The 25,335-nt window shown below is 63.6% G+C and carries 25 protein-coding genes, 1 tRNA gene and 1 pseudogene; 10 read left to right on the forward strand and 17 right to left on the reverse strand.

Going from position 1 to position 25,335, the window contains the following annotated elements:
• Nucleotides 1–43: 43 nt before the first annotated feature.
• A complete protein-coding gene (locus N0P34_RS17580; RefSeq protein WP_275604518.1) occupies nucleotides 44–778 on the forward strand; it encodes a hypothetical protein in 735 nt (244 codons plus the stop codon).
• Nucleotides 779–802: 24 nt separating this feature from the next.
• Here the strand turns inward: N0P34_RS17580 and serA are convergent, their stop codons facing one another.
• The 4 genes from serA to N0P34_RS17600 form a co-directional block, all read right to left on the reverse strand.
• Nucleotides 803–2,386 carry a phosphoglycerate dehydrogenase gene (gene serA, locus N0P34_RS17585; protein WP_275604519.1) on the reverse strand — a complete coding sequence of 528 codons (1,584 nt, stop codon included), beginning with the start codon at nucleotides 2,384–2,386 and terminating at the stop codon, nucleotides 803–805.
• 265 nt (nucleotides 2,387–2,651) lie between these two features.
• Nucleotides 2,652–3,833 carry a phosphoserine transaminase gene (locus N0P34_RS17590; RefSeq protein ID WP_275604520.1) on the reverse strand — a complete coding sequence of 394 codons (1,182 nt, stop codon included), beginning with the start codon at nucleotides 3,831–3,833 and terminating at the stop codon, nucleotides 2,652–2,654.
• A gap of 145 nt (nucleotides 3,834–3,978) precedes the next feature.
• Nucleotides 3,979–4,668 carry a DUF2161 family putative PD-(D/E)XK-type phosphodiesterase gene (locus N0P34_RS17595; RefSeq protein ID WP_275604521.1) on the reverse strand — a complete coding sequence of 230 codons (690 nt, stop codon included), beginning with the start codon at nucleotides 4,666–4,668 and terminating at the stop codon, nucleotides 3,979–3,981.
• 71 nt (nucleotides 4,669–4,739) lie between these two features.
• Nucleotides 4,740–5,552: a hypothetical protein gene (locus N0P34_RS17600; protein ID WP_275604522.1), complete on the reverse strand. Its 813-nt coding sequence runs from the start codon at nucleotides 5,550–5,552 to the stop codon at nucleotides 4,740–4,742.
• A 200-nt stretch (nucleotides 5,553–5,752) separates the two neighbouring features.
• Between N0P34_RS17600 and N0P34_RS17605 the strand changes: the two genes are divergently transcribed.
• Genes N0P34_RS17605 through N0P34_RS17615 form a run of 3 tightly spaced genes read left to right on the forward strand, consistent with a single transcriptional unit; the run spans nucleotide 5,753 to nucleotide 7,618 of the window.
• Nucleotides 5,753–6,430 (forward strand): ABC transporter ATP-binding protein, encoded by a 678-nt coding sequence (locus N0P34_RS17605; protein WP_275604523.1) that lies wholly within the window; start codon nucleotides 5,753–5,755, stop codon nucleotides 6,428–6,430.
• A complete protein-coding gene (locus tag N0P34_RS17610) occupies nucleotides 6,427–7,044 on the forward strand; it encodes an energy-coupling factor transporter transmembrane protein EcfT (RefSeq protein ID WP_275604524.1) in 618 nt (205 codons plus the stop codon). The genes N0P34_RS17605 and N0P34_RS17610 overlap by 4 nt, the downstream gene beginning before the upstream one ends.
• A gap of 13 nt (nucleotides 7,045–7,057) precedes the next feature.
• Nucleotides 7,058–7,618 (forward strand): biotin transporter BioY, encoded by a 561-nt coding sequence (locus N0P34_RS17615; protein WP_275604525.1) that lies wholly within the window; start codon nucleotides 7,058–7,060, stop codon nucleotides 7,616–7,618.
• Nucleotides 7,619–7,638: 20 nt separating this feature from the next.
• On the opposite strand, the gene N0P34_RS17620 is transcribed toward N0P34_RS17615, so the two are convergent.
• From N0P34_RS17620 to N0P34_RS17635, 4 genes are read right to left on the reverse strand one after another with little or no spacing between them, the layout of a single operon-like run.
• Entirely contained in the window at nucleotides 7,639–8,775 is a 1,137-nt protein-coding gene (locus N0P34_RS17620) for an iron-containing alcohol dehydrogenase (protein WP_275604526.1), read from the reverse strand.
• Nucleotides 8,768–9,700 carry a dihydrodipicolinate synthase family protein gene (locus N0P34_RS17625; RefSeq protein ID WP_275604527.1) on the reverse strand — a complete coding sequence of 311 codons (933 nt, stop codon included), beginning with the start codon at nucleotides 9,698–9,700 and terminating at the stop codon, nucleotides 8,768–8,770. The genes N0P34_RS17620 and N0P34_RS17625 overlap by 8 nt, the downstream gene beginning before the upstream one ends.
• Nucleotides 9,697–10,644 carry a 4-hydroxythreonine-4-phosphate dehydrogenase PdxA gene (gene pdxA, locus N0P34_RS17630; protein ID WP_275604528.1) on the reverse strand — a complete coding sequence of 316 codons (948 nt, stop codon included), beginning with the start codon at nucleotides 10,642–10,644 and terminating at the stop codon, nucleotides 9,697–9,699. The genes N0P34_RS17625 and pdxA overlap by 4 nt, the downstream gene beginning before the upstream one ends.
• Before the next feature lie 2 nt (nucleotides 10,645–10,646).
• Nucleotides 10,647–11,813 (reverse strand): exo-alpha-sialidase, encoded by a 1,167-nt coding sequence (locus N0P34_RS17635; protein ID WP_275604529.1) that lies wholly within the window; start codon nucleotides 11,811–11,813, stop codon nucleotides 10,647–10,649.
• Nucleotides 11,814–12,107: 294 nt separating this feature from the next.
• Here N0P34_RS17635 and N0P34_RS17640 point away from each other — a divergent pair, with 294 nt between their 5' ends.
• The 6 genes from N0P34_RS17640 to N0P34_RS17665 all read left to right on the forward strand — a co-directional run bounded on the left by N0P34_RS17640 (nucleotide 12,108) and on the right by N0P34_RS17665 (nucleotide 18,855).
• Entirely contained in the window at nucleotides 12,108–13,610 is a 1,503-nt protein-coding gene (locus N0P34_RS17640) for an ABC transporter substrate-binding protein (RefSeq protein ID WP_275604530.1), read from the forward strand.
• Between the two features lie 67 nt (nucleotides 13,611–13,677).
• Nucleotides 13,678–14,592: an ABC transporter permease gene (locus tag N0P34_RS17645; RefSeq protein WP_275604531.1), complete on the forward strand. Its 915-nt coding sequence runs from the start codon at nucleotides 13,678–13,680 to the stop codon at nucleotides 14,590–14,592.
• Between the two features lie 9 nt (nucleotides 14,593–14,601).
• The gene (locus N0P34_RS17650) at nucleotides 14,602–15,525 is read left to right on the forward strand and encodes an ABC transporter permease (RefSeq protein WP_275604532.1); all 924 of its coding nucleotides are present in this window, start codon (nucleotides 14,602–14,604) and stop codon (nucleotides 15,523–15,525) included.
• The gene (locus N0P34_RS17655) at nucleotides 15,518–17,131 is read left to right on the forward strand and encodes an ABC transporter ATP-binding protein (protein WP_275604533.1); all 1,614 of its coding nucleotides are present in this window, start codon (nucleotides 15,518–15,520) and stop codon (nucleotides 17,129–17,131) included. The genes N0P34_RS17650 and N0P34_RS17655 overlap by 8 nt, the downstream gene beginning before the upstream one ends.
• Nucleotides 17,124–18,167 (forward strand): four-carbon acid sugar kinase family protein, encoded by a 1,044-nt coding sequence (locus N0P34_RS17660; RefSeq protein ID WP_275604534.1) that lies wholly within the window; start codon nucleotides 17,124–17,126, stop codon nucleotides 18,165–18,167. The genes N0P34_RS17655 and N0P34_RS17660 overlap by 8 nt, the downstream gene beginning before the upstream one ends.
• Nucleotides 18,157–18,855, forward strand: coding sequence for a FadR/GntR family transcriptional regulator (locus N0P34_RS17665; protein WP_275607015.1), 699 nt, complete (start codon nucleotides 18,157–18,159; stop codon nucleotides 18,853–18,855). Before N0P34_RS17660 ends, N0P34_RS17665 begins: the two co-directional genes overlap by 11 nt.
• 27 nt (nucleotides 18,856–18,882) lie before the next feature.
• Here the strand turns inward: N0P34_RS17665 and dinB are convergent, their stop codons facing one another.
• The 9 genes and pseudogenes from dinB to N0P34_RS17710 all read right to left on the reverse strand — a co-directional run bounded on the left by dinB (nucleotide 18,883) and on the right by N0P34_RS17710 (nucleotide 25,124).
• Nucleotides 18,883–19,953: a DNA polymerase IV gene (dinB, locus tag N0P34_RS17670; RefSeq protein WP_275604535.1), complete on the reverse strand. Its 1,071-nt coding sequence runs from the start codon at nucleotides 19,951–19,953 to the stop codon at nucleotides 18,883–18,885.
• Nucleotides 19,954–20,125: 172 nt separating this feature from the next.
• A tRNA-Phe gene (locus tag N0P34_RS17675) sits at nucleotides 20,126–20,201 on the reverse strand.
• A gap of 139 nt (nucleotides 20,202–20,340) precedes the next feature.
• Nucleotides 20,341–20,517, reverse strand: a complete 177-nt coding sequence (yacG, locus tag N0P34_RS17680) for a DNA gyrase inhibitor YacG (protein ID WP_275604536.1) — start codon at nucleotides 20,515–20,517, stop codon at nucleotides 20,341–20,343.
• Nucleotides 20,517–21,155, reverse strand: a complete 639-nt coding sequence (locus N0P34_RS17685; protein ID WP_275604537.1) for a Maf-like protein — start codon at nucleotides 21,153–21,155, stop codon at nucleotides 20,517–20,519. Before N0P34_RS17685 ends, yacG begins: the two co-directional genes overlap by 1 nt.
• Nucleotides 21,156–21,257: 102 nt before the next feature.
• Nucleotides 21,258–21,476, reverse strand: coding sequence for a translation initiation factor IF-1 (gene infA, locus N0P34_RS17690; protein WP_035082742.1), 219 nt, complete (start codon nucleotides 21,474–21,476; stop codon nucleotides 21,258–21,260).
• 77 nt (nucleotides 21,477–21,553) lie between these two features.
• Nucleotides 21,554–21,982 carry a hypothetical protein gene (locus N0P34_RS17695; RefSeq protein WP_275607016.1) on the reverse strand — a complete coding sequence of 143 codons (429 nt, stop codon included), beginning with the start codon at nucleotides 21,980–21,982 and terminating at the stop codon, nucleotides 21,554–21,556.
• Between the two features lie 57 nt (nucleotides 21,983–22,039).
• Nucleotides 22,040–22,513 (reverse strand): annotated as a pseudogene (locus tag N0P34_RS17700) (UPF0262 family protein); the annotation flags it as partial.
• Nucleotides 22,514–22,521: 8 nt separating this feature from the next.
• Nucleotides 22,522–23,814, reverse strand: coding sequence for a histidinol dehydrogenase (hisD, locus tag N0P34_RS17705; RefSeq protein WP_275604538.1), 1,293 nt, complete (start codon nucleotides 23,812–23,814; stop codon nucleotides 22,522–22,524).
• An 875-nt stretch (nucleotides 23,815–24,689) separates the two neighbouring features.
• Nucleotides 24,690–25,124, reverse strand: a complete 435-nt coding sequence (locus N0P34_RS17710) for a DUF2948 family protein (RefSeq protein ID WP_275604539.1) — start codon at nucleotides 25,122–25,124, stop codon at nucleotides 24,690–24,692.
• Between the last annotated feature and the right edge of the window lie 211 nt (nucleotides 25,125–25,335).

Here is a 25,335-nt window from a genome sequence, read left to right on the forward strand (position 1 = left end):
AAGGCTGCGAAGGGGTTCCCTTCGTTCCCGCTGAGGCACGCCAATGCCGGAGGGCAATGACACAGTCGCGGTGACACCGCACCCTCGTGCGCAGCGCGCTCAATCGCTGATCCAGCAATTGGCGCTTGTCGCCCTGCTGGGGGTTTGTCTGGGTTTCATCATGCAGGCGGTGGTCATCATCGCCCGTATTTTGGGAGGCGGCGTTTTCCCCGGCGCGACACTTCTCGCCGATATTGTGCAGACCGTCACTTGGTCCTGGCTGGTCTGCACCGGTGTTACGATCGGCGTTGCGGTCGGCAAGGGCAGAAAGGCGCTCGCCGGTCTGGTCGGGCTGCTTTTCGCGCCGGTGGCGCTGGCCGCGGCCAAGGCCGCGCAACGCGCCGTGCTTGCGATCATCGAGGCAATCGAACAGCCTGCAACCGTTCCGCTCGCGACAGCCGGGGTGGTGCGCGCCATCGAATATGGATTGCTGGCCTATCTGCTGGCACGGTTGACCGAGCGAAGGGTGTTGCGGCCAAGGCGCTATATCGCCACCGGGCTGGCCATTGGCCTGAGCTTTGGTGTGGTGCTGGTGTGGCTGACCTATCGCTCGATGGAATTGGTCGGCAAGGCCCCGACCACCGCGCAATTGCTGGGCCTCGTTGCCAACGAAATCGGCACGCCCATTGGCTGCGCCATCATCATCTATGTCGCGCAATTGGCGAGTTACAGCGCCCGCGTCTATTCGCGCCACGCCACGGATGCAGAGCCGCGCGGGGGAATGAAGAGGGCGGGATAAACCCGCCCTTTTTTTGCTTTTGTCTTAAAACTTCAGGGCCTTGGCCTGTTTGACGCCATCGAGGGCGGCGATCTGGCCGAGCTGTTCTTCGGTCAGGGTGCCATCGATGGAAACGAGCGCGATAGCATCGCCACCGACCTCGGCACGGCCCAGGTTGAAGTTGGCGATGTTGATGCCCAGCGTGCCGAGCAGCGTGCCGAGGCGACCGATATGACCGGGCTTGTCGGCATTGGTGACATAGAGCATGGACGGCGTGAGCTCGGCTTCCATGTTGATGTCCTTGACCTGGATGATCCGCGGCTTGCCATTGACGAAGAGCGTCCCGGCCAGCGCCCGGGTCTGCCGCTCGGTGGTCACGGTCAGGCGGATATAGCCCTCATAGGCGCCCTGCTGGTCGCGGGTGGTGGTCTCCACCACAATGCCACGATCCTTGGCGATCTGGGGGGCGGAGACCATGTTCACCTCGCCCATCGAGGGCTTGAGGACGCCATTGATGGCGGCGGCGACCATGGGGCGGATATTGAGGCCTGCCGGGGTGCCTTCGAACTCGATCTTGATGCCCGAGATCGAGGTCTCGGTCAGCTGGCCGGCAAAGGAGCCGATGGCTTCGGCAAGCTTGACCCAGGGGGTGATGATCGGCGCTTCTTCGGCCGAAATCGACGGGAAGTTCAACGCGTTAGTGATCTCGCCGGTCATCAGATAGGCCGAGATCTGCTCGGCGACCTGGAGCGCCACATTCTCCTGGGCTTCGGTGGTCGAAGCGCCGAGGTGGGGGGTGCAGATGACGTTGGGGAGTTCGAACAGCGGGTTGTTCTCGGCCGGCTCGACGAGGAAGACGTCGAGGGCGGCGCCGGCCACATGACCGGACTTAAGTGCTTGATAAAGCGCGTCTTCGTCGATCAGGCCACCGCGGGCGCAGTTGATGATCCGGACGCCTTTTTTGGTCTTGGCGAGGGTTTCGGCGTTGAGGATGTTGCGGGTGGCGTCGATCAGCGGAGTGTGGAGAGTAATAAAGTCGGCGCGCGCAAGAAGATCGTCGAGCTCGACCTTCTCGATGCCAAGCGTCTGGGCACGTTCTGGAGTGAGGAACGGGTCGAATGCAATAACTTTCATACGCAGACCAATAGCGCGATCCGCGACAATCGAGCCAATATTGCCGGCACCGATCAAACCAAGCGTTTTATTGGTAACCTCGACGCCCATGAAGCGGTTCTTCTCCCACTTGCTGGCGCGAGTGGAGGCGTCTGCTTCGGGGAGCTGGCGCGCCAGGGCCATCATCATGGCAATGGCATGCTCGGCAGTCGTGATCGAGTTACCGAAGGGTGTATTCATCACAATGATGCCCTTCTTGGTCGCAGCCGGAATATCGACATTGTCGACACCAATACCGGCGCGCCCGACGACCTTCAGATTAGTCGCAGCTGCAATGATCTTCTCGGTGACCTTTGTCGCCGAGCGAATGGCGAGACCATCATACTGACCAATGACTTCGAGAAGCTTCTCTTTGTCTTTGCCCAGATCGGGAAGATAGTCGACCTCGACGCCGTTATCCTTGAATATCTGGACGGCAGTTGGGCTCAGTTTGTCCGAAACGAGAACTTTTGGCATGGGTGAAAGCCTTTTTGGGTGTCACGCCAGGCGTGACCGCAGAAGGGAATTGGTTAGCAGAACGTTAGCGTTGACGGCGCCGAGATGAGAATTCGGTGGTCAGAAAGACCCCCACCTGGCCTCCCCCTGTAGGAGGGGAAGACCCCCACCTGACCTCCCCCTAAGAAGGGGGAGGGATGGCTCCGAGTTGGTGGCAACATCTGGCCACTTGCTCGATCAGCCCCTCCCCCTATCAGGGGGAGGATGGGTGGGGGTATTTCAGGCCTCAGGCAGCAAGCTTGAGGGCGGCCTTTTCTTCGGCGAAGGCCCAGTCGAGCCATGGGGTCAGCGCGGCGAGGTCAGAGGCCTCGATGGTCGAGCCGGCCCAGATGCGCAGGCCCGCGGGGGCATCCTTATAGGAGCCGAAATCATAGCCGACGCCGAGCTTGTCGAGACGGGCCACGATGGCCTTGGCAAAGGCGGCCTGGCCATCGGCGTCGAGCGCGGTGATGGCGGGGTCGACGATGGAAAGGCAGACCGAGGTGTTCGAGCGGGTTGCCGGATCCTTGGCGAGGAAATCGACCCAGTCGGTCTTGGCGACCCAGTCGGCCAGAACCTTGAAATTGGCGTCGGCGCGAGCCTGCATGGCCGCGAGACCGCCGACTTCCTTGCCCCAGTTCATGGCGTCAATGGCGTCTTCGATGCAGAGCATCGAGACGGTGTTGATCGTCTCGGCCTTGAAGATGCCTTCGATGAGCTTGCCGCCCTTGGTCATGCGGAAAATCTTGGGCAGTGGACGGTCGGGCTTGAAGGTCTCGAGGCGTTCGACAGCGCGCGGCGAGAGAATGAGAATGCCGTGGGCAGCTTCACCGCCGAGAGCCTTCTGCCAGGAGAAGGTGACAACGTCGAGTTTTGCAAAATCGAGCTTCTGGGCGAAGGCAGCCGAGGTGGCGTCGCAGATGGTCAGACCTGCGCGGTCGGCCGGAATCCAGTCGGCATTGGGAACGCGGACGCCCGAAGTGGTGCCGTTCCAGGTGAAGACCACGTCGCGGTTGAAATCGACCTGGGCGAGATCGGGCAGATCGCCATAGGCGGCTTGGATGACGCGGACGTCGTCGAGCTTCAATTGCTTCTGAACGTCGGTGACCCAGCCGGCACCGAAGGATTCCCAGGCCAGCATGTCGACGCCCCGAGCGCCCAGAGCGCTCCAGAGGAACATCTCCACAGCGCCGGTATCGGAAGCGGGGACGATGCCGATGCGGTAATCGGCGGGAACTTCGAGGAGTTCGCGGGTCAGGTCGATGGCCTGCTGGATGCGGGCCTTGGCGGGCTTGGCGCGGTGCGAGCGACCGGTGAGGGCATTAGCGAGCGCTTCAACCGTCCAGCCTGGACGCTTGGCACATGGGCCCGACGAAAAATTGGGGTTTGCCGGTTTAACCGTCGGCGCGGCAAAAGGCGTATCAGCCATATTCAGCGACCCTCCCAGGTCTATGCGCCTCTCGTTAGGGAGAGGTGTCCTGAGGCCGCAGATACTCCCTCGGCGGGGGAAGCGTCAATGAGTCTTTTGCCGTCCGCGAAAAGTTTCCTGACCTCGCGCCCTGCCGGTAGCCGTTTCAGTCCCCGGCGGAGATCGCTTCGGCCTCGAGCGGCTCGGGGCGGTCCGGCGCCGAAACCGCGGCGCGGCCGAGGTCGGTGAGGGCATAGATGCCGCGGCTTTCGCGGAGGAACCAGCCATAGACATTGCTGCGCAAGATCGTGGGAGCACGCTCGACGATTGATTTGAGTTGCTTGGGGCTTTGCGGGCCCGCCAGCAGGGCCGTGGCGCAGAGGATGCAATCCTGGCGGTAGGCGGTCATGATCGGCTTGCCGCGTCCGCCGCCAATCTGGGGATCGCCTTTTCGGCGCTTGTGTTCGTCGAGGAGGCGCGAGCGGCGCTTGCCATCCTTTCGCGGCGTTGGGGCAAAGGGCGCAAGGATCATTTCCACCTGGCCGGTGGCGGACACGGTAAGCAAGCCAAAGCCAAGACGGCGACAGAGATTGCGGAAACGCGCATCATGCTCGCGGCCCCTGCCCGTTTTCGCGGCGCGAGCGGCCAGCCAGACTTCGTCTGAGAATGCCGCGCGCTTGACCCCTTGCATGACCAGTTCGAGATTGAAGGAGAGCTTCATCTCGCAGACGATGACAATTGGTGGATCGCCATCCTTCACACCGACGAGATCACAATCATTGATCTCGCCTTTGACGGCATAGCCCGCGCCCTCCATGAAGGCCTTAAGGGGAAGATAGAGGTCGGTCTCCGCCATTGCTCTCGTTCAGTCCGGATGCACTCCAGCCTGATGTAGCTGAGTCTTGACCGCAATGCGCGGGCGGCGCCTCACTCCCCGGCTGGCCTGGTGATCCAGGCCGCCTCACCGCGCCTGCGCCAGAGGACGAACTCGGCAACCAGGAACGCCACAAGGCACGCGATCACCGTGCCGATGACCTCCGGGTAGCGGCCAGCAAAGCCATCGGCCGCGGTGTGCTTGATCAGAATGCCGGTGAAGGCCCAGAGGAGCACGACACCATAGGCAAAGTCGCGATTGGCCAGCATCACCAGCGTGCCGATAAGCGCGGCGACGGCGATGATGATGACCGCCCAGATCTGGATGGGAATGCCGAAGCCATCCCAGCCGATGCTGACCAGCCAGACGGTGATATTGGCGACCGTGGCGACGGTGATCCACCCGAAATAGACGCTGAAGGGCACGCGCACGAGCCATTGCTCGCGGCTCGTCAGCTGGGAATCGCGCAAGGTTACGACGATGGTTGCGAGCAGAACCAGGATGGTGGCGATGAGCAGGGTCGAGAGCAGGATCTGGTCATAATGCCAGGCGAAGACCCAGGCGGTGTTCGCCAGAGACGAGACCGAAAACAGGACCGCCACCTTGCGCAGCAGCTTTCCGTTGGCGACGCCGTCCTTGTGGAAGAGCCCCCATTGATAAAGGAGGTGGATGGCGAGGAGCAAATAGATCAGCCCCCAGATGGAAAAGGTTATTCCCGCGGGGGCGAAGAGGTTTTCGTAGGCGTCGGATATTTCCCCCGTCTGGCGGCCGTTCAGCGGCAGCGCATTTGCCAGATAATTGGTGACGACCATGACGAGATAGGTCAGCGTGGCGAATATCTTGACCGGCAGATCGGCTGTTCTCATGGCGGACGCTCCATTGGGGATCAGGGCTGAACTCCAGACGGGCCGGCATGGTTCACCCGGGCCCCCGACTATTTCGGTGCGTGATGAACAAATGCGCAATAGCAGAGCATGCCGAGCGGGGATTTTACGAAGGGCCGGCCAAGCCTTGACGTTTGCGCGCGGGCAAAGCACATCGGGCGCGCAATAGCTGGAAGGCGATTTTGGACATTCTCTTTGACCGGGCCCAGGCCAGTTTCGGGCAGCACGTGGCCCTCAAACCCCTGTCCCTGCGGCTGACCGAGCGGCGGATCGGCGTCATCGGGCTCAACGGCTCGGGTAAGAGCAGCTTTGCGCGGCTGATCAACGGGCTCTTGCTGCCAAGCGCCGGCCGGGTCGTGACCAATGGCCATGACACCGCAAAGGATGGCGCGCGGGCCCGCGCCGCTGTCGGCTTCATCTTCCAGAACCCCGCCAACCAGATCGTGCTGCCCCTCGTCCGGGAAGACATCGCCTTGGGCCTGCAGGTGCGGGGCCTTGCCAAGGCGGAAGTCGATCATGCGGTGATGAAAGCATTGGAGCGGGTCGGCATCGCTCATCTGCTGGACCGGCGAGCGCATGAGCTTTCGGGCGGGGAGGTGCAATTGGCAGCGCTTGCGGCCGTGCTCGCAACCCGGCCCGATATCGTGATCATGGACGAGCCGACCAACCAGCTCGATTTGCGCAACCGCAATCTCGTGGAGCGGACGATCGGCACGCTCGATGAAAATGTCATCGTCGTGACCCATGATCTGGGGCTGATTGCGGATTTTTCGCGTGTGCTGCTCTTTCACGAGGGCGTGCTGGTGCAGGACGGGCCCGCCGCGGAAACCATCGCGCATTATCGCAAGCTTGTGGCGTGATCATTCCGGCCGCAGAGGGCACCGGCCCCATTCATCGGATTCCAACCGAAGCAAAGCTGTTCGCCCTGTTTGGGCTGAGCGTGACGTTGTTCGTGCTCAATTCCGCCACCGCCCTCGCCTTGTGGGCCATTGCGATCGGTGTGGTGACGCTGGTGTGGTGCCGCCCGGCGCTGTTGCAGTGGCTCAAGGCGTGGCCGCTGCTGTTGACCATTGCCGTGGTGGGAGCATGGGCCGGTTTTATCCGCGGGCCGGAGGCGGCGCTCATCACCATACTCAGGCTGGGGACGCTGAGCCTTTTCGCTGCGATCATCACCGCCACGACAACAATCGGGCAATTTATCGACATCATCACCCGCCTCGTGACGCCGCTGGAAAAGCTGGGCATCGCCAATGCACGGGATATCGGCCTCGCCATCGGGCTGGTCATCCGCTTCGTGCCCGAGGTGCAGGCGCGCTATCGCAGCGTGGTCGAGGCGCATCGCGCGCGGGGGCTGAAGCTGCGGCCCGCGACCATCATCGTCCCGACCATCATCGGCACCATGCTCAGCGCCGACGAGATCGCCAACGCCATCGACGCCCGCACTATTCGCGGCAGACCCGAAAAGCCCAATTAAAGGTTCAAAACCAATGTCTACACGGTCCCTGGTCCTGATCGCCCTGTTCACGGCAATCATCGTCGTGCTCGGGCTCATCCCGCCGATCATGGTGGGCTTTTTCCCGGTCCCCATCCAGGCGCAGAACCTTGGGGTGATGCTCGCCGGCGTGGTTCTGGGGGCACGCGGCGGCGCCTTTTCGGTGCTGCTGCTGCTGGTGCTGGTAGCCATCGGCCTGCCCGTGCTGTCCGGCGGACGGGGCGGGCTTGCGGTGTTCATGAGCCCAACGGCGGGCTATCTGGTGGGCTTTCTGCCGGCGGCATTCGTCACGGGCTGGCTGTCGAGCAAGGCCGCCAAGGCAATGGCGGGCGGCGGCAAGCTCTTTGCCGGGTTCTTCCTCGCGGCGGCAATCGGCGTCGTCATCGACCATGCCTTCGGCATTGCCTGGCTCGCCTTCGCCGCCGGCCTCTCGCTGTTCGACGCGGTCATCGGCAATCTGATCTTCGTGCCGGGCGATTTGATCAAGGCCGCCATCGCCGCCTATGTCGGCCTGCTGCTGAGCACCAATCTGGGCGCCAGGGGCCGGCTCGACTGAGGCTGGCGCGTGGGAAGAGCTCAGGCCATGGCTGCCCGATAGATCGCAAGGACATCCTCGACCGACATCGGGCGGGGATTGTTGTCCATCAGCCGGCGGATGGCATGGGCTTCGCTGGCCCAGATCGGCAATTCGTCGGCGGGCGCACCATGGGCGGCAAGGCTGGTCTCCACCCCGAGGCGACGACAGAATGCGAGGCTTTCGGAGCGCAGCGCGTCGGCGTCGCTGCCGCGAAACTGGAGGAAATCGCAGATCGCGCGGGTCTTTTCTGGCACGACCGGGGCATTGAAAGCCAGGACATGCGGAAAGATGATGGCATTGGCCAGACCGTGCGGCAGCTTGAGCCGCGTGCCCAGCGGATAGGCCAGCGCATGCCCGCCAGCCGTATTGACGGGCCCGAGGCAGATGCCGCCGTAGTAGGAGGCCAGCATCATGCCGGTGCGGGCCTCGATGTCCTGTCCGTTTTCGACGGCGCGCGCGAGATAGCGCCCGACGAGGTCGATGCCCATGCGGGCATAGCCATCGATCAGGGGATGGGCCTTGAGATTGGTGAAGGCCTCGACGCAATGGGCGAGCGCATCGATGCCGGTCGCGGCGGTGACCGCAGCGGGCACGCTATAGGTCAGTTCGGGATCGAGCACGGCGATGTCGGCCAGCATGTGCCGGCTTTCGATCGCCATCTTGGCGAGGGTTTCAGGATTGGCGACGAGGGCGCGCGTGCCCGCTTCCGAGCCGGTGCCCGAGGTGGTGGGCACCTGCGCCAGGGCGCTGCGGCGGCCAAGGATCTTGTCGACGCCGACCACATCGAGAATGGACTGGTCGCTGTCCCACAGCGCGGCCACGAGCTTGGCGACATCCATCACCGAGCCGCCACCGAGCCCGATCACCAGATCCGGCTTGAAGGCGCGCGCGGCGGCCAGCGCGGCCTCGACCGCCGGCAGATCCGGCTCGGGGGGGATGTCGATGAAGGTTTCGACCACGCCCTTGAGGCCGATGCGCTCGACAAAGCCCATGGTCGGGACCATGGCGAGAACGAAGATCCGCTCATAGGCGCCGGCCCATTCGCCGAGCCGGCCAATGGCGCCGCCACCGATTTCGAGCCGCTGCGGCTGCACGAGGGTGATCGGGCGCGCCATGGAGAGAATGGCTTCAGACATTTTCCTGGGCCTCCAGTTCGGCCATTCGGGCCCAGACGGTCTCGGCCTCAGCCGCGCTCAGCTCGACCAGGGGCGGGCAGACCCGCAACCAGCCATCATTGCCGCGCCGCCGCGCCAGCATGGCCTTGACGGTGGGGAGCTGGACATAGGCGTTGGAGAGGTCGCGCCAGGCATTGATCCGCGCCTGGGCCGCCTCGACCGCTTCGCTCCTCGCCGGGTCGAACCAATTGTCGAACACGACGCGCAGATGCTTGCCGATGAGATTGGAGCTCGAGGTGATGCACCCAGCCCCGCCGGCCCGCAGCAGCGGCAGCATGAAGGGGTCGGCCCCGGCCAGCACGGAGAAATCCTTAAAGGCTGCGGCGTAAGCTTGCATGCTCTCGAGCTTGCCCGAGCTGTCCTTGATGCCGACAAAGACGCCGGGAAACGCCTCGCGCAGCCGGCCAACCAGTTCAATCGACAGGCCAACCTGGGCGATGGGCGGGATGTGGTAGAGAATGATGCGGAGGTCGTCGCTGCCGACCCGTTCTACCAATTGGGCATAGAAGCGGAACAGGCCTTCGTCGCTGACGCCCTTGTAGTAGAAGGGCGGCAGCACGACGCAGGCTTTCACCCCGGCATCGATTGCGTGTTTTACGAGGGTCACGCTGTCGGCGATGTTGGTCTGGGAGGTACCCGGCAGAAGCTGCTGCGGATCGAGCCCGGCGGAGATGACCCGCTCGAGCAATTGCTGGCGCTGGTTAAGGCTGAAGGAATTGGCCTCGCCCGTCGTGCCCAGCAGCGCCACACCGTGGCAGCCCTCCGCAATGAGCGCCTTGCAGTGGGCGGCAAAGCTTGCATGGTCGGGCGAACCATCTTCCAGAATAGGCGTGGCGGCGGCGCTGAACACGCCCGAGACGGGGAATGCGGTGGCGGGATTGGTCATTTCTTCCCCGAGACGAGCCGGCGCGCATAGGCGATGGCAGAGTTCATGTTGATATGATTGGCCTTGCCGGTGCCGGCGATGTCGAACGCCGTGCCGTGATCCACCGAGGTCCGGTCGATCGGCAGCCCCAGCGAGACATTGACGGCGGTGTCGAAGGCCACGAGCTTGATGGGGATGTGCCCCTGATCGTGATATTGGGCGACGACCAGGTCGAAGCCGCCATTATAGGCCCGGTGAAAGACGGTATCGGCGGAGATGGGGCCGACCACGTCGATGCCCTCGGCTCGCGCCATGGCGACGGCCGGGGCCACCTGCACATCGTCTTCGGTGCCGAAGAGGCCATTTTCGCCGCAATGTGGGTTGATCCCGGCAATGGCGATGCGCGGGTGCTCATAGCCGACGCGCTTGAGATGCTCGTTGCCGGCGCGAATGGTGGCGAGGATGCGCTCGGGGGTTGCCCGGTCGATGGCAGTCTTGAGCGAAACGTGGGTGGAGACGTGGATGACTTTGAGCCGCTCGGAGGCCAGCAGCATGAAGGCCGATTTCTGCCCGGTCAGCGCCGCCAACATGCCGGTGTGGCCATCATAATGATGACCGGCCGCGTTGAGCGCTTCCTTGTTGATCGGCGCTGTCACGATGCAGCCGATCTCGCCGGCCTCAGCATCGCGCACCGCTTTTTCGATGAAGCGGAAAGCCGCGTCGCCGCAAATCGGATCGAGCTTGCCCCAAGGCAGCGGCGCGCCTTCCATCGGCAGGTCGACAACCACGCCATCGAGATCGAGGGACACGCCGACAGCGGCGCGAGCGGCCTCGAGCGTGGCGCGATTGCCATAGATGCGGGTCCGGGCGCGGGCGTCCGCATCCATCTCGGCCAGGGCCTTGATGGAAATTTCCGGGCCCACCCCTGCCGGATCGCCCATGGTAATGCCGATGATCTGGCTCAAAGCTATTCTCCGTCGATCCAGCCTGCGGGCAGGCGGACATATTTGATGGCGCGCCGGAAATAGGTATAGGCCAGGTGCAATGCCCCATCCTCCCCTTCCAGCAGATAGGGATAGGACAGCTCCTTGTTGCGCCCGTCGACCGAATTATTGGACGTGCAGGTGCCGGGGCTGTCATCGACGATCCGACGCTGCGGCCAGGTCAGGCCGCCATCGGTGGATATGCAGAGCGTCAGCGGGGCGCGGGGCACACCCCAGATCGGCGCGCAGCCGCCCGTCGCATCGGGGCGGTCGTCACCTTCCTCGATCTCGTCATAGAGCGAGGCCCGCCGATCCGTGGAGGTCGCGGCCGATGCCGGGTTGCAAAGCATGGCCAGCCGTCCGTCGCGCAGGCGGATGACGTTGATCGATGAATTGTTGTTGGGCACGTCGGTGGGGCGAGGTTCGGACCAGGTGAAACCACCATCGAGGCTTTCCGAGCGGCAGACGAAATCGGACTGGCGCCGGCGGTAGAAGGCGACCATGTGATCGCCATCGAGCGGCACGATGGTCATGTGCACCGAGCCGATCGAGCCGGGCACGTCGCTCATGGTCCAGGTCTGGCCGTCATCCGTGCTGACGGCAACGGCGGCGTTGTCGTGGCTGCCATTCCAACGCTGGCCCGGTCGCGAGATGCAGCGGAACACACCCATCATCACAGCCCCGTCCTTCCGCCGGACGAAACGGCCACGAATGAAGCTGCCCAGAGGCAGGTCGAGCTCGCGCGGCGGACCCGAGACCAGCTGATTGCCGGACAGCGAAACCGGGCGCGTGCGCAGCAGGCATTCATCCTGATTGCCGGCTGGCTGGGCAGTGTGGAACAGGTGCCACTGGCCCCGACTATCGCGCCAGAGGACGGGATTCTGCTCTGACCGCTGGTCGTCATCGCTCAGCCGCACCGGCGCGCTCCACACCGTCGCACCGGGGGAAAGCGTCGAGCCATAGATCGAAATATCGGACTTGCCCTCAAGGGTCCCGCCGAACCACAGGCAGGCCAGCGTGCCATCGTCCAGACGCTCGATGAAGGCGGCGTGGTTCTGCACCATCGGAGACGGCAGGAAAGCCTCGTTCCGCCCCTCTGCCCCGGCCACAAGGCGCCCGTCCATCCGCGCTGCGATATCCTCTGGCGACACTCTTCCCTCCTAGATCAGTGACCCCAAACTTCCCGCCAAATCACATGTTGTCAAGTTCATAAACGAAGATGTTTTCAAACTGGCGCCGCTCATGCGGATTTTTATGTATTGTTTTTCAATGGCTTGATTAGCCTGACAAACCAAAATTGTAAGGTTGAAAAAAATCGGTTTGACAACCAGACAGTGAATAGCAATAGTTTTGACACGGGGCGCGCAAGTGCCTTCGAGGGTATTGGCATGGGCGAAACCGCAGCGCCGCCCATCACACCCACAGCTGCGATGGGAGGATCCGAATTGTTTAAACCGCTTCTGATTGGCGCCCTCTTGGCGTCCACGACGATTGCTCCTGCGCTGGCGCAGGCAAATACCGATATCACCGTGGTGCTGAGTGAAGAGCTCGACCTGGTCGAACCCTGCATGGCCACGCGTTCCAATATCGGGCGCGTCATCATGCAGAACATCAGCGAGACACTGACCGAGCTGGACGTCCGGGGCGATGCCGGCCTGATGCCGCGCCTGGCCGAAAGCTGGGAAGATCTCGGCAACGGCACCTGGCAGTTCAAGCTGCGCCAGGGCGTGACCTTCTCCGATGGCTCGGCCTTCGACGCCAACGACGTCAAGCACTCGTTCGACCGCGTCTTCTCCGACCAGATCACCTGCGAGAGCAAGCGCTACTTTGCCGACACCGCGCTCTCCTTCGAGGTGGTGGACGACAACACCATCAACATCACCGCCGATCCGGTCCAGCCCATCCTGCCGCTGCTGATGACGCTCGTCACCATCGTGCCGTCCGAAACGCCGATGGAATTCGTGCGCGACCCGATCGGCACCGGCCCTTATGCCATGACCGACTGGACGGCCGGCCAGCAGATCGTCCTCGAGCGCCGCGACGATTACTGGGGCGCACAGCCCGAAGTGACCAAGGCGACCTATGTGTTCCGCTCCGAGCCAGCCGTCCGCGCGGGCATGGTTGCCGCCGGCGAAGCCGACATCGCGCCGCAGATCACCGCCGAAGTTGCGGATAATCGCGATCTCGATTTCGCCTATCCGAACTCTGAAACCGTCTATCTGCGCATTGACGGCCAGGACGCGCCGACCGACGACATCCGCATTCGCAAGGCGCTCAACCACGCCATCGAACGCGAAGCCTTTATCGGCACCATCCTGCCCGAAGGCACCGAACTGGCCGTCGCCATGGTCCCACCCACGACGCTGGGCTGGAACCCCAACCTGACGCCGCCGGCTTATGATCCCGACCTCGCCAAGCAACTGATCGCCGAAGCCCAGGCCGATGGCGTCGACACCAGCCTGCCGATCGAGATCGTGGCCCGCACCGAGAACTTCCCGAACGTGACGGAAGTGGCCGAGGCCATCGTGCAGATGCTGACCGATGTCGGCTTCAACGCCAGCCTGCGCATGGTGGAAGTGGCCGAGCACGAGCAGTTCTACTCCAAGCCCTATCCGGAGAGCGAAGGCACGCGCCTCGTCATGGCCCAGCACGACAACAGCCGCGGCGACCCGGTGTTCTCGATGTTCTTCAAATATGCCAGCGAAGGCACCCAGTCCGGCGTCGCCGACCCCAAGGTGGACGATCTGATCGCCCGCGCTTCGGCCGCAACCGGGGAAGAACGCGCCGCCATCTGGTCCGAGCTCTTCGCCTATGTGCATGATGAGATCGTCGCCGACGTCCTCCTGTTCCACATGGTGGGCCTCAGCCGCGTCGGCGAACGACTTGAGTTCACCCCGACCATCGCCACCAATGGACAGCTGCAGCTGAGCGAAATCGGCTTCAAATAGGTCCGTTCACGATCTGGGCGACGCCGGAAAATCCGGCGTCGCCTTTTGACCACCAGGGAAAAATGCCATGACCAAAATGATCGGGCAGCGCGCCATAGCGAGCCTCCTGTCCCTGCTGGGACTGATGGTCCTGGTGTTCTTTCTGTCGCGACTGACCGGCGATCCGGCAGTGCTGTTCCTGCCCATCGATGCGACCGAGGAGATGAAGCAGCAGTTCCGCGCCCTGCATGGGCTCGACCTGCCGCTGATCGAACAATTCGGGCGCTATGTGCTCGATATCGTCCAGCTCGATTTCGGCGAAAGCCTGCGCAAGGCGCGCCCCGCCATCGATATCGTCATCGAAGCCTATAGCTGGACGCTGCCGCTGGCGGTGATCACCATGAGCCTCGTGGTGGTCGCCGCGATCATCCTCGGCTCGCTCGCCGCCTTCAATGTCGGCGGCTTTTTCGACCGGCTGGTATCCATCGTGTCGCTCGTGGGCGCCTCGGCCCCCGATTTCTGGATCGCCATCGTCGCCATCGTCATCTTTTCGCTGGGCCTGGGCTGGCTGCCGACCTCGGGCGTCGGGACGCCATGGCACTGGATCCTGCCCATTACCGTGCTCTTCATCCGGCCGTTCGGGCTGGTGGTGCAGGTGGTTCGCGGCTCCATGCTTTCGGCGCTCTCGGCCCCCTATGTGAAGACGGCACGGGCCAAGGGCGTCAAGAATTTGCCGCTGATCTTCGTGCACACCCTGCGCAATGGCATGCTGCCCGTCATTACCGTCATCGGCGACCAGGCCGCGGCCATGCTCAACGGCGCCGTCATCGTCGAGACCATTTTCGGTTTCCCCGGCATCGGCAAGCTGATGATCGATTCCATCCTGCAGCGCGACTTCAACGTGGTGCTCGCCGCCATCATGGTCACCGCCATCGCCATCTTCATCATGAACATCCTGATCGACATCGCCTATGGGCTGCTCGATCCGCGGATCCGACAATAGGAGGCGATGATGGCAGACCTCACTCTCGCCAAGCCGGACGACAATTCCGCCCCGCGCGGGCCTTCGCTGCTCTCCATGCTGTGGCGCGACAAGCTCGCCTTCGCCTCGGCCGTGATCCTGCTGGTGATCGTGCTGTTCGCGCTGTTCGGCCCGGCGCTGCTGGGCGAGCTCGCGACGCGGCAGAATTTGCGCGGCCGCAATTTCCCGCCCTTCAGCCTCGAGCGCGGCTGGGTCTTCTTCCTGGGCGGCGATTCCCTCGGGCGGCCGATGCTGGCGCGCCTCGTCGTGGCCGCGCACAGCACGATCCTGATTGCCGCGGGCACGGTGTTTTCGGCCCTCGTCGTCGGCGCGGGGCTCGGGCTCGTCGCCGGCTACAGGGGCAAGACGGTGTCGCAGATCATCATGCGCCTCGCCGACGTGATCATGTCGTTCCCCTCGCTGCTGATCGCGGTCGTCGTGCTTTATGTGCTGGGACCCTCCATACAGAACATGGTGCTGGTGCTGGCCATTACCCGCATCCCGATCTATCTGCGCACGACCCGAGCGGAGGTGCTCGAAGTGCGCGAGCGCATGTTCGTGCAGGCGGCTATCGTCATGGGGGCTCGGCACCGGCGCATCATCCTCAGGCACATCCTGCCGGTGATCGCGCCGACGCTGGTCACCATCGCGACGCTGGATTTCGCCTTCGTCATGCTGGCTGAATCCTCGCTGTCATTCCTCGGCATCGGCGTGCAGCCGCCCGATATCACCTGGGGCCTGATGGTCAGCCAGGGCAGGCCCTATCTCACCACGGCATGGTGGCTGGCCTTCTGGCCGGGGATGATGATTGTCCTCACCGCGCTCTCGCTCAATCTCCTGTCCAACTGGATGCGCGTCGCGCTCGACCCCAACCAGCGCTGGCGCCTCGAATCCCGGAGGACGAAGAATGTCTGAGCCGCTGCTGACAGTAAAAAACCTCTCGGTGGATTTTCACACCGCCCGCGGCACCGTGCATGCGGTCAAGAACGTCTCGTGGCACGTGGCGCGGGGGGAAACCCTCGCCATCCTGGGGGAAAGCGGCTCGGGCAAGTCCGTTTCGGCCAATGCGGTGATGAACCTTCTCGACATCCCGCCGGCGGAAATCGTCTCCGGCGAGATCCTCTACGAGGGCGAAGACCTTCTCAAGATCAGCTACGAAAAGCACCGCGCGCTCAACGGCAAGAAGATCGCCATGATCTTCCAGGACCCGCTGGGCCATCTCAACCCGGTCTATAGCGTGGGCTGGCAGATCGTCGAGATGATGACCGCCCATGGTCGTCCGGCCGATGCGGCCCGCACAAGGGCGCTCGAACTGCTCAATCGGGTGGGCATTCCCGAGCCCGAGCAGGCGATGCATAAATATCCGCACCAATTCTCCGGCGGCCAGCGCCAGCGGCTGATGATCGCCATGGCGCTGATGCTCAAGCCCGACATTCTCATCGCCGATGAGCCGACGACCGCGCTCGACGTCACCATCCAGGCCGACGTGCTGGCGCTGCTCAAGGAATTGCAGCGCGAAACGGGCATGGCCATGGTGCTGATCACCCACGATCTGGGGGTCGTCGCCGAAATTGCCGATCGTGTGGTGGTGATGAACCAGGGCGAGATCGTCGAGACCGGGCCGGCGCACGAGGTCTATCACCGGCCCCAACACGCCTATACGAAGAAGCTCATCGCCGCAGCGCCCGGCAAGGGCGCCATCCGCCAGCTCGATGGCAGCGCGCCCCTCTTGCTCGAGGCAAAGGGCCTTCACAAGACCTATGGCAAGTTCGCCGCTCTCAAGGACGTGTCGTTCACGCTCGCCCGGGGGCAGAGCCTTGCCGTCGTGGGAGAAAGCGGCTCGGGCAAGTCCACCCTGGCGCGAACGCTCCTGCGGCTCGAAATCGCCGATAGCGGCGAGGCCCTGTGGAAGGGCAAGGACCTCATAAGCATGAACGCGCGCGACCTGCTCGCCTGCCGCCGCGAGATCCAGATGGTGTTCCAGGACCCGACCCAATCGCTCAATCCGCGCATGTCGGTCTACCAGCTTATTTCCGAGGGTTGGGACATACACAGGCTGATGCCGGACAAGCGCCAGCGGCGCGACCGGGTCCTGGCCCTGCTCGAACAGGTCGGCCTGTCGCCCGAGCATGCGGACCGCTATCCGCACCAGTTCTCGGGCGGCCAGCGCCAGCGCATCGCCATTGCCCGGGCCCTGGCGCTCGAGCCCGAGCTGATCATCTGCGACGAGGCGGTTTCGGCGCTCGACGTCTCCATCCAGGCCCAGGTGATCGCGCTGCTCGACGATTTGCGCCGGCGCCTCGGCATATCGTTCCTGTTCATCGCCCATGATCTGGGTGTGGTGCGCGATTTCGCCGACACGGTCATCGTCATGAAATCGGGCGAGATCGTCGAGCGCGGCCCCACCGGCAAGATCTTCGCCGCCCCCGAACACCCCTATACCCAGCGCCTGCTCGCCGCCAATCTCGACCCCGATCCGGACATCCAGGCGCAAAGGCGCGCGGCATTTGCCCATGGTTGAGCGCATCATCATCGCCGATGATCTGACGGGCGCGCTCGACGCAGCGGCGCCCTTTGCCATGCGTGGGATCGCCACCTGCGTCGCCCTCAATGCCCATGCCCTGCCAGAGTGCCTCGCCAGCGGGGCCCGCATTGTCAGCGTGTCTACCGACAGCCGCGAGGTGGAACCCGCCCTCGCCCATCGCGCGGTAAAGGCCGTTCTCGCCCGTATCCCGGCCGGCACAGCGCTGTTCAAGAAGGTGGATTCCCGTCTCAAGGGCAATATCGAGGCCGAACTCGACGCCATTCCGCATGCGCACAGTCTCGTCGTCCCGGCCATTCCCGAATTCGGCCGCTGGATGCGCAATGGCCAACTCGGCGGCTTCGGCGTGGAGACGCCCATCGACATTGCGAACCGCCTCGGTCGCCACGCCGGACACGCGGTCATTCCCGACATCTCCAGCGCCGAGGATATTTCTCGCGCGCTCGCCCAGCCCTGTGACCTATTGGTCGGTGCGCGCGGCCTCGCCCGGGCACTGGCCGAGGCGATGGCGCCCGAGGCGCCGGCGCCCAGCCTCGTCCTGCCATCCGGGCGCGCCTATTGCGTTATAGGTTCGACCGACCCGATTACCGGGGCGCAGCTGGAGAATTTGCGTGCCAGCGATCCCGCCATCGCCTATGTGCCTGCGCCCAATGGGCGGGGCGAGCCGCCAGCGGGGGAGGCCAATCTCACCATTATCCGGGCCACTGAGGGGGCCGAGCAAATCGACGGCAAATCGGTGGCGCATGCGCTGGCCGAAACGCTGTCGCGTCTCGCGCCACCGCCGGGATCGCTGCTGGTACTGTCGGGTGGCGCAACTGCCCAGATCATTCTCGACCGGCTGGGCATCACCATGGTGGAGCTTCTCGGGGAAGCGCTGCCGGGCCTGCCGCTTTGCCGCGCGGGTGACTTGACTGTTGTGACCAAATCGGGCGGTTTTGGCCCCGTGGACACGCTAACTCGCCTCTTTGCCCCTTACCTCTCCTCCAGGAGCGCAGTTGACCACCATGTCGGATAGCTTGACCGGACGCCGCATCCTTGCCGATACGGTGTTCGAGCGCATTTCGCGGGCGATCAAATCCGGCGCCTATGGCGTCGATGAGCGCCTGCCCACCGAGCACGCGCTGGCCGCCGAGTTCCAGGTATCCCGCCCCGTCGTGCGCGACGCGCTGCAGCGCCTGCGCGACCAGGGCCTTATCTATTCGCGCCGCGGCGCCGGCAGCTTCGTCAGGGAACAGGGTATTCGCGAGCCCCTGGGCTTCGGGCAGATGGAAAATCTGTCCGATCTGCAGCATTGCTACGATTTCCGCCTGACCATCGAGCCGGAAGGCGCGGCCATGGCAGCCTTGCGGCGGACGCCGGCGGCGATCCAGAAAATCCAGACCGCGCTTTCCCTGTTGCGAGACGCCACCAACCGCCAGGCCCACCGCGCCGACGCCGATTTCATGTTTCACCTCGCCATCGCGCAGGCCTCGGGCAACCCCTATTTCGTCACCGCCATGCAGGCGCTCGAAGAGCATATCGCGGTGGGCATGCGGCTGCACGGCCTGTCGCTGCGCAGCACCAAGGACGGGCTGGCGCGCGTGCTGGTCGAACACACCGATATCCTCGGGGCCATCGAGAATTCCCAGCCCGAGAAGGCGCGCGAGCTGATGCGCGACCATTTGAAGGGTTCGCGCGACCGGCTCTTCGTCCCGCAATCCTGACTATTGGCGCGCCCTGCCCTGCGGTCGCTACAGGGCCAGTTCGATCTGGGCTTCCGTTGGCTCGGCGCGCTGGACAAAGTTCGAGAGGGTAACCCCCAGCAGGCGCACCGGCTTGATCGGCGGGAACTCCCGGGCGAGCAGGTCGTCGACAAGGGCTTCGAGCTCGGCGCGCGACGCGATCAGGGTGGAGACGCTTCTCGAGCGGGTGATCTGCTCGAAATCGGCGAATTTTATCTTCAGAGTTGCAGTTCGGCCGCTGAGCTGGCGCCTGGTGCAGGAATCCCAGACCTTGTCGATCAGCGGCCGGGTCATGGCACGCGCATCGTCGAGGCTTGATATGTCCTCGCGAAACGTATCTTCGGCGCCCACCGACTTGCGCTCGCGATGCGGCTTGACCTCGCGCTCGTCAATGCCCCGGCACAGATTGTACCAATAGCGTGCCGAACTGCCGAACATCTGGACCAATTGCTCCATGCCCAGCGCTGCCAGATCGGCGCCGCAGGCAATGCCCAGTGCGTGCATTTTCGCGGCCGTGGCCGGACCCACGCCATGGAATTTTTCGATCGGCAGGGCGGCGACGAAGGCCTCGCCCCGCCCCGGTGGGATGACGAAGAAATTGTTCGGCTTGCGATGGCCCGACGCCATCTTGGCGAGGAATTTGTTGTAGCTGATGCCGGCGGACGAATTGAGGCCCGTCACCGCCAGGATGCGGGCCCGAATCGCGTTGGCGATGTCGGTTGCGAGGGCAATGTCCTGCTTGTTTTCAGTAACGTCGAGATAGGCCTCGTCGAGCGAGAGCGGCTCGATCAGATCAGTGTGCTCGGCGAAAATCTGGTGAATCTGAACCGAGACGGACCTGTAGACGTCGAATCGGGGCGGCACGAAGATCAGCTCGGGGCATTTGCGCATGGCGGTGACGGAGGGCATTGCCGAGCGGACGCCGAATGTCCGGGCCTCGTAGCTGGCCGCGGCCACGACGCCGCGCCGCGCGCCATGCCCGACCGCCACCGGCTTGCCGCGAAGCGCGGGATTGTCGCGCTGCTCAACGGACGCGTAAAAAGCGTCCATATCGACATGTATGATCTTCCTGACAGCCATGGCCCAACCTTTGGCACCCCCATAGGCAATCGGCGCGCCACTCCCTGTCAGCATGGGTGCGCGCAATCGCGACGGAATCAGACCGCAGAGCGTTCTTCATTTGTTCTATAGCGAACGGGGCATATGGTCCAGCCGCGCCGGCAGGAAGGATAACAAATTGAAGGGGGAAAAGTGGTGCCCGAGACCGGAATCGAACCAGTGACACGCGGATTTTCAATCCGCTGCTCTACCAACTGAGCTACTCGGGCATTCGGCTTTTGCAGCGGTTTGCTGCGAGCCACGGGCCTTATAGGAGATCGTTTTTGCCTGCGCAAGCGCGAAAACGCGATGTGGAAAAGATGGTTTGGCGCGATCAGTCCGACAGCGCCAAAAGCCCGCTTTTCCGGACTATTCGTCGCCCTCCGCATCGGGCAGAGGCTCATCATCCCGGGCCGGGATGACATAGGAGCCGGTGAGCCAGCGATTGAGATCGACATCGGCGCAGCGCTTGGAGCAGAAGGGCCGATATTTCTCCACGGCAGGCTTGCCGCAGATCGGGCATTTGCGGGTGGGAGCCTCGGTCATCAGACGCCTGTCAGGTTCGACTGGTTGAGCCAGTTAAAATAGACGGGATAGCCCTCCCCGGCGAGAAGCTGGGTGGTTTCGTTGAGGGGCAGGCCGACAACGGCAGAATAGGAGCCGGAGAGCTTGACGACGAACGAGCCGGCAATGCCCTGGATGGCGTAGCCCCCGGCCTTGTCGCGCCATTCGGCGCTGGCGAGATAGGCTTCCATTTCACGGGTGGAGAGGCGCTTGAACCTGAGGCGCGTTTCGACGACGCGCTGGCGCTTGGCCCCCGAGGGGGTGAGCAGGGTCACACCGGTATAGACGCGGTGCGCCCGGCCCGAGAGCAGGCGCAGGCAATCGGTTGCCTCCTCCATGGTCTCGGCCTTGGGCAGGATGCGCCGGCCGACGGCAACGACAGTATCGGCGCCGAGGACCAAGGCATTGTTGCCGAAGCCGGCCACCCGCGCCTTGTGCTGGGCCGTCAATGCCTTGAGTTCGGAAAGGCGTATGGCCAGCTTGCGCGGCAATTCGCCCTTTTCCGGGGTCTCGTCGACATGGGCAGGCACAAGGTGCTCTGGCTCGATACCGATCTGGTTGAGGAGCGCCAAACGGCGGGGCGAGGCGGATGCCAGGATCAGATCCGGACGGCTAGCCATTGCATCGTGCTCCGGGAGGAGTTGGGCCCTGCGCATGGCTCAGGGCGTTCGTCGCTCAAAACGATCCCATGGATCGTCTTGCCCACCGCGAGGTGGTCGCGATCACTTGAAGCGATAGGTGATGCGACCCTTGGTCAGGTCGTAAGGGGTCATTTCGCACAGGACCTTGTCGCCGGCGAGAACGCGGATGCGGTTCTTGCGCATGCGACCGGCAGTGTGAGCGATGATCTCGTGTTCGTTCTCAAGCTTGACCCGGAAGGTCGCGTTGGGAAGCAATTCGGTGACCACGCCCGGGAATTCGAGCACTTCTTCTTTGGCCATACTTTCTCCTGGGAAGACCCCGTGCAGGCATAAACGAGCCCGGCCGGAGCCAAAAATTTGGCGGAACCTACTGCAATTCAGGCGCTTTGTGAACCACCGGAAACCAAAGGTTCCAAACGATCGCGCACGCGACGCCGCAAGGTGTCACGCAGATCGCGATAAGCCGACAAAACGACGTCCCTGCTGCCCTCTACCAGAGATGGGTCAGGAACGCTCCACCTTTCGACCGCACCGGCTTCCAATCCCTTGCGTTGGACCGCCTCGGGGGCGTCCTCGGACAGGGTTATGACCAGATCAAACCGGTTGGCGACAAGTTCATCGAGAATATGGGGGGTATGGACGCTCATATCAATGCCGATTTCTTCCATGACCTCATGGACGAACTGATCGGCCTTGCCGCCATTGACGCCGACGGAGCGGGCGATGATACGGCCGGGAAAGGCCTGGCGCGCCAATGCAGCCGCAATGGGGGAGCGCACCGAATTCATCGAACAGACGAACAGCACGCTGGGGAGCTCGCTCGTCGCCTCATCGATTCGGCTGGCATAGGGCTGGACCGCGCAGATGAGGGTAAACAAACGCCGCGCAGTGGCGAGATCGATGATGATCTTGTTGGTGAGGCGCGTGCGCAGGAGTTCGGCAGCCTCGTTGTGAAGGCCGCGCCGCGCCATGTCGACGGTTTCGATCTGGAAGGGCTGAGCCGAGCGGATGGCCTCGTAATAGGCGTCGCGGATGCGGAAATAATCGCGGATCAGGCGCCGGAACGGGGTCAGCGACAGATAATGCGCGGCGATGGGATTGAAGGTTTCCGGGTCGCGCACGTCGAGCACGATGAAATTGCCGATGATCGAGACGTGCAGCGCATAGGGCCCCTTGGCCGCCACGCGCGCCGGCTTGAAGGAATTGTCCTCCAGGAGATCATAGATGGCGATGCGCCACTCATGCACCTCGTCGGGATTGATCGAGGTGATGGTATTGGGGTCAAGCGTGACCGTGACCAGCCTGTCCTGGTCGGTCACTGCCGTTTCTGTCCCCATGGAAATACTCAATGGTTGAGCCGGATGGAAATGGAGCGGCCATGGCCGTCCAGCGCCTCGATTTCGGCGATGGTGACCGCCGCATCGGCGAGCGCCGCCAAGGAGGAGGGATCGCAACCGAGGATTGAGGTGCGCTTGACGAAATCGAGCACGCCGAGCCCCGAGGCAAAGCGGGCGGAGCGCGCCGTGGGCAGGACGTGGTTGGAGCCGCCGACATAATCGCCAATGGCCTCGGGCGTGTGATGGCCCAAAAAGAGCGCGCCGGCATGGCGGATCCTTGGCACCAGCGCCTGCGGATCATCCACCGCCAGTTCGACATGTTCGGAAGCAATGCGATTGGCGAGGGTGACGGCTTCATCGAGCGAAGCGACCGTGATGATGGCGCCGAACTCTTCCCAGCCTTCGCGCGCGATCTCTTCTTTCGGCAGCAGCGCCAGCTGGCGATCGACCTCGGCTTCCACGGCTTCGGCCAGGGCGGGTTCGGTGGTGACGAGAATGGACTGGGCCCCTGCCCCGTGCTCGGCCTGGGCGATGAGATCGGCCGCGACCCAGGCGGGATTGGCAGAGCCATCGGCGATGACCAGCACTTCGGAGGGGCCGGCGATCATGTCGATGCCCACCTGGCCGAACACCTGGCGCTTGGCGGTAGCGACATAGGCATTGCCGGGGCCGACGATCTTGTCGACGCGGGCAATGCTGTTCGTGCCATAGGCGAGCGCGGCCACGGCCTGGGCACCGCCGACACGATAGATTTCGGTGATGCCGGCGATCTTTGCGGCGGCGAGGATGGCAGAGGCCAATTGGCCATTGGGTGTCGGCACCACCATGGCGATGCGCGCGACACCGGCGACGCGGGCCGGAACGGCGTTCATCAGCACCGAGGAGGGGTAGGAGGCAAGCCCGCCCGGCACATAGAGGCCAACGGCGTCCACCGCGGTCCAGCGCGTGCCGAGGGTCACCCCGAGGGCATCGGTATAGATGTGGTCTTCCGGCTTCTGCTTTTGGTGGTGGGCCTTGATCCGGTCATGGGCGAATTGCAGGGCTTCGCGGACTTCGGGGGAAACGCTGGCGGCGGCCGCGTCGATCTCATCCTGGGTAAAGCGCAGTGTCTCGGCCGTGACATTGGCGCGGTCGAACTTGTTGGTCAGCTCGACCACCGCATCGTCACCCCGGGCCCGCACATCGGCGATGATGGCGGCAACCGTGTCGCCGACTTCCTGGGACGATTCGCGCTTGCCTGCGAGCAGTTCGACAAAGCGGACTTCAAATTCAGGCGCGGCGCTATCGAGGCGAAGAGGCATTGGGGCTCCGGGACGGACAGATGTGATGCGCCGATCTATCCCCAGGGGGACCGGGATCGCAAGGTTTTTGGGGTTTTGGATTTTTCTTTGAGTGAGGAGAAAATGCCAAGTGCAGGGCCTGGGGCGCACCCCCTCCCAACCTCACCCGTCGAGGGGAGGAGCCGCATTGGGGTTGAGGGGAGATTTGTGCCTGGCCACCAGACAGGCTCCCTCCCCTTTGCGGGGAGGGATGGGGTGGGGGGAATGGGCGGCACGATTGTGGTTATTGGCCACGCGGTTCGGAGCTCGAGGACTGGATAAGGAGCGTGAGAAGCCCCCCTCCCAACCTCCCCCGTCAAGGGGGAGGAGCCGCATTGGGGTTGGGGGGGAGATTTGTGCCTGACCACCAGACAGGCTCCCTCCCCTTTGCGGGGAGGGATGGGGTGGGGGGATGGGCGGCACGATTGTGGGGCTTGGGCACGATTCGGAGCTCAAGGACTGGATAAGGAGCGTGCGAAGCACCCCCTCCCAACCTCACCCGTCGAGGGGGAGGAGCCGCATCGGGGTTGGGGCGAGATTTGTGGCTGACCACCAGACAGGCTCCCTCCCCCTTTGTGGGGAGGGATGGGGTGGGGGATGGGCGGCACGATTGTGGGGCTTGGGCACGCGGTTCGGAGCTCAAGGACTGGATAAGGAGCGTGCGAAACACCCCCCCAACCTCCCCCGTCAAGGGGGAGGAGCCGGCCGGAGGTTCAATGCACTATCCCAATTGCAAGATGTCATTCCCGCGAAAGCGGGAACCTCTGTTTACAAATGAGGTGTCAGGTAACGAAAATCCCCGCTTTCGCGGGGATGACTCGGTCTCTGTTCCTTCAAAATCTCAAAATCCCAAAACATCAATCCAGCGCGTGGGCGGGTTTTGCGCTGGCGGCCCAGGCGGCGCCGAGATCGCCAAGGCGGGCTTCGAGACATTCGACCTGGAGACGAACCGTGCCGCCACCGGCAAAAGTCAGCTCCACACTGCCCGAAACACCATCAGCCGCAGGGGTGAAGGTAATGGCCAGCAGCTCGAGCACGCCTTCAGGAGCGCCGGGATCGAAACCGGCATAGGCTACGTGATTGACCCGATCGAAATGCAGACCCGCCCGTTTGCGCAGGCCCTTGCTGCGCGGGGCGCTGCTGGTCCAGTCGTAGCGATTCATCAGGAGGGCAAACCGCCGGTCGCGGCGCGCATAGCCCATGTCGACGGCCCGCACCACGGCATCCTGCACATGGGCAGAGATGACGGCGAGGTCTTCTTCATCGAGCGCGAGGAGCTTTAGGTCGGTCATGTAGGGGCCCTGGAAATGGTTCTGACCCTTATCTGGTCATGGCCGGGCAAATCTACAAGTTCAGGAGAGGTCGGGCAATGGCGAGGGGCGGAGGGTCGCTTCCCTCTATCGCGCGGGGATGCAGCAGAGTTGAGCTTGATGACCAAAACCGGCAGCGCGTGCGTGGAAAGTGGCCCTCGGGTCAAGCCCGAGGGCAACGCGGTGCATGTGG

Source organism: Devosia sp. FJ2-5-3 (assembly GCF_029201545.1).
Taxonomy (GTDB): domain Bacteria; phylum Pseudomonadota; class Alphaproteobacteria; order Rhizobiales; family Devosiaceae; genus Devosia.

Excerpts from the sequence above, each read along its gene's own strand:
- N0P34_RS17580 (WP_275604518.1), top strand. The coding sequence starts at position 44 with ATGCCGGAGGGCAATGACACAGTCGCGGTGACACCGCACCCTCGTGCG.
- serA (WP_275604519.1), bottom strand. The coding sequence starts at position 2,386 with ATGCCAAAAGTTCTCGTTTCGGACAAACTGAGCCCAACTGCCGTCCAG.
- N0P34_RS17590 (WP_275604520.1), bottom strand. The coding sequence starts at position 3,833 with ATGGCTGATACGCCTTTTGCCGCGCCGACGGTTAAACCGGCAAACCCC.
- N0P34_RS17595 (WP_275604521.1), bottom strand. The coding sequence starts at position 4,668 with ATGGCGGAGACCGACCTCTATCTTCCCCTTAAGGCCTTCATGGAGGGC.
- N0P34_RS17600 (WP_275604522.1), bottom strand. The coding sequence starts at position 5,552 with ATGAGAACAGCCGATCTGCCGGTCAAGATATTCGCCACGCTGACCTAT.
- N0P34_RS17615 (WP_275604525.1), top strand. The coding sequence starts at position 7,058 with ATGTCTACACGGTCCCTGGTCCTGATCGCCCTGTTCACGGCAATCATC.
- N0P34_RS17620 (WP_275604526.1), bottom strand. The coding sequence starts at position 8,775 with ATGTCTGAAGCCATTCTCTCCATGGCGCGCCCGATCACCCTCGTGCAG.
- N0P34_RS17625 (WP_275604527.1), bottom strand. The coding sequence starts at position 9,700 with ATGACCAATCCCGCCACCGCATTCCCCGTCTCGGGCGTGTTCAGCGCC.
- N0P34_RS17645 (WP_275604531.1), top strand. The coding sequence starts at position 13,678 with ATGACCAAAATGATCGGGCAGCGCGCCATAGCGAGCCTCCTGTCCCTG.
- N0P34_RS17650 (WP_275604532.1), top strand. The coding sequence starts at position 14,602 with ATGGCAGACCTCACTCTCGCCAAGCCGGACGACAATTCCGCCCCGCGC.
- N0P34_RS17655 (WP_275604533.1), top strand. The coding sequence starts at position 15,518 with ATGTCTGAGCCGCTGCTGACAGTAAAAAACCTCTCGGTGGATTTTCAC.
- N0P34_RS17660 (WP_275604534.1), top strand. The coding sequence starts at position 17,124 with ATGGTTGAGCGCATCATCATCGCCGATGATCTGACGGGCGCGCTCGAC.
- N0P34_RS17665 (WP_275607015.1), top strand. The coding sequence starts at position 18,157 with ATGTCGGATAGCTTGACCGGACGCCGCATCCTTGCCGATACGGTGTTC.
- dinB (WP_275604535.1), bottom strand. The coding sequence starts at position 19,953 with ATGGCTGTCAGGAAGATCATACATGTCGATATGGACGCTTTTTACGCG.
- yacG (WP_275604536.1), bottom strand. The coding sequence starts at position 20,517 with ATGACCGAGGCTCCCACCCGCAAATGCCCGATCTGCGGCAAGCCTGCC.
- N0P34_RS17685 (WP_275604537.1), bottom strand. The coding sequence starts at position 21,155 with ATGGCTAGCCGTCCGGATCTGATCCTGGCATCCGCCTCGCCCCGCCGT.
- infA (WP_035082742.1), bottom strand. The coding sequence starts at position 21,476 with ATGGCCAAAGAAGAAGTGCTCGAATTCCCGGGCGTGGTCACCGAATTG.
- hisD (WP_275604538.1), bottom strand. The coding sequence starts at position 23,814 with ATGCCTCTTCGCCTCGATAGCGCCGCGCCTGAATTTGAAGTCCGCTTT.
- N0P34_RS17710 (WP_275604539.1), bottom strand. The coding sequence starts at position 25,124 with ATGACCGACCTAAAGCTCCTCGCGCTCGATGAAGAAGACCTCGCCGTC.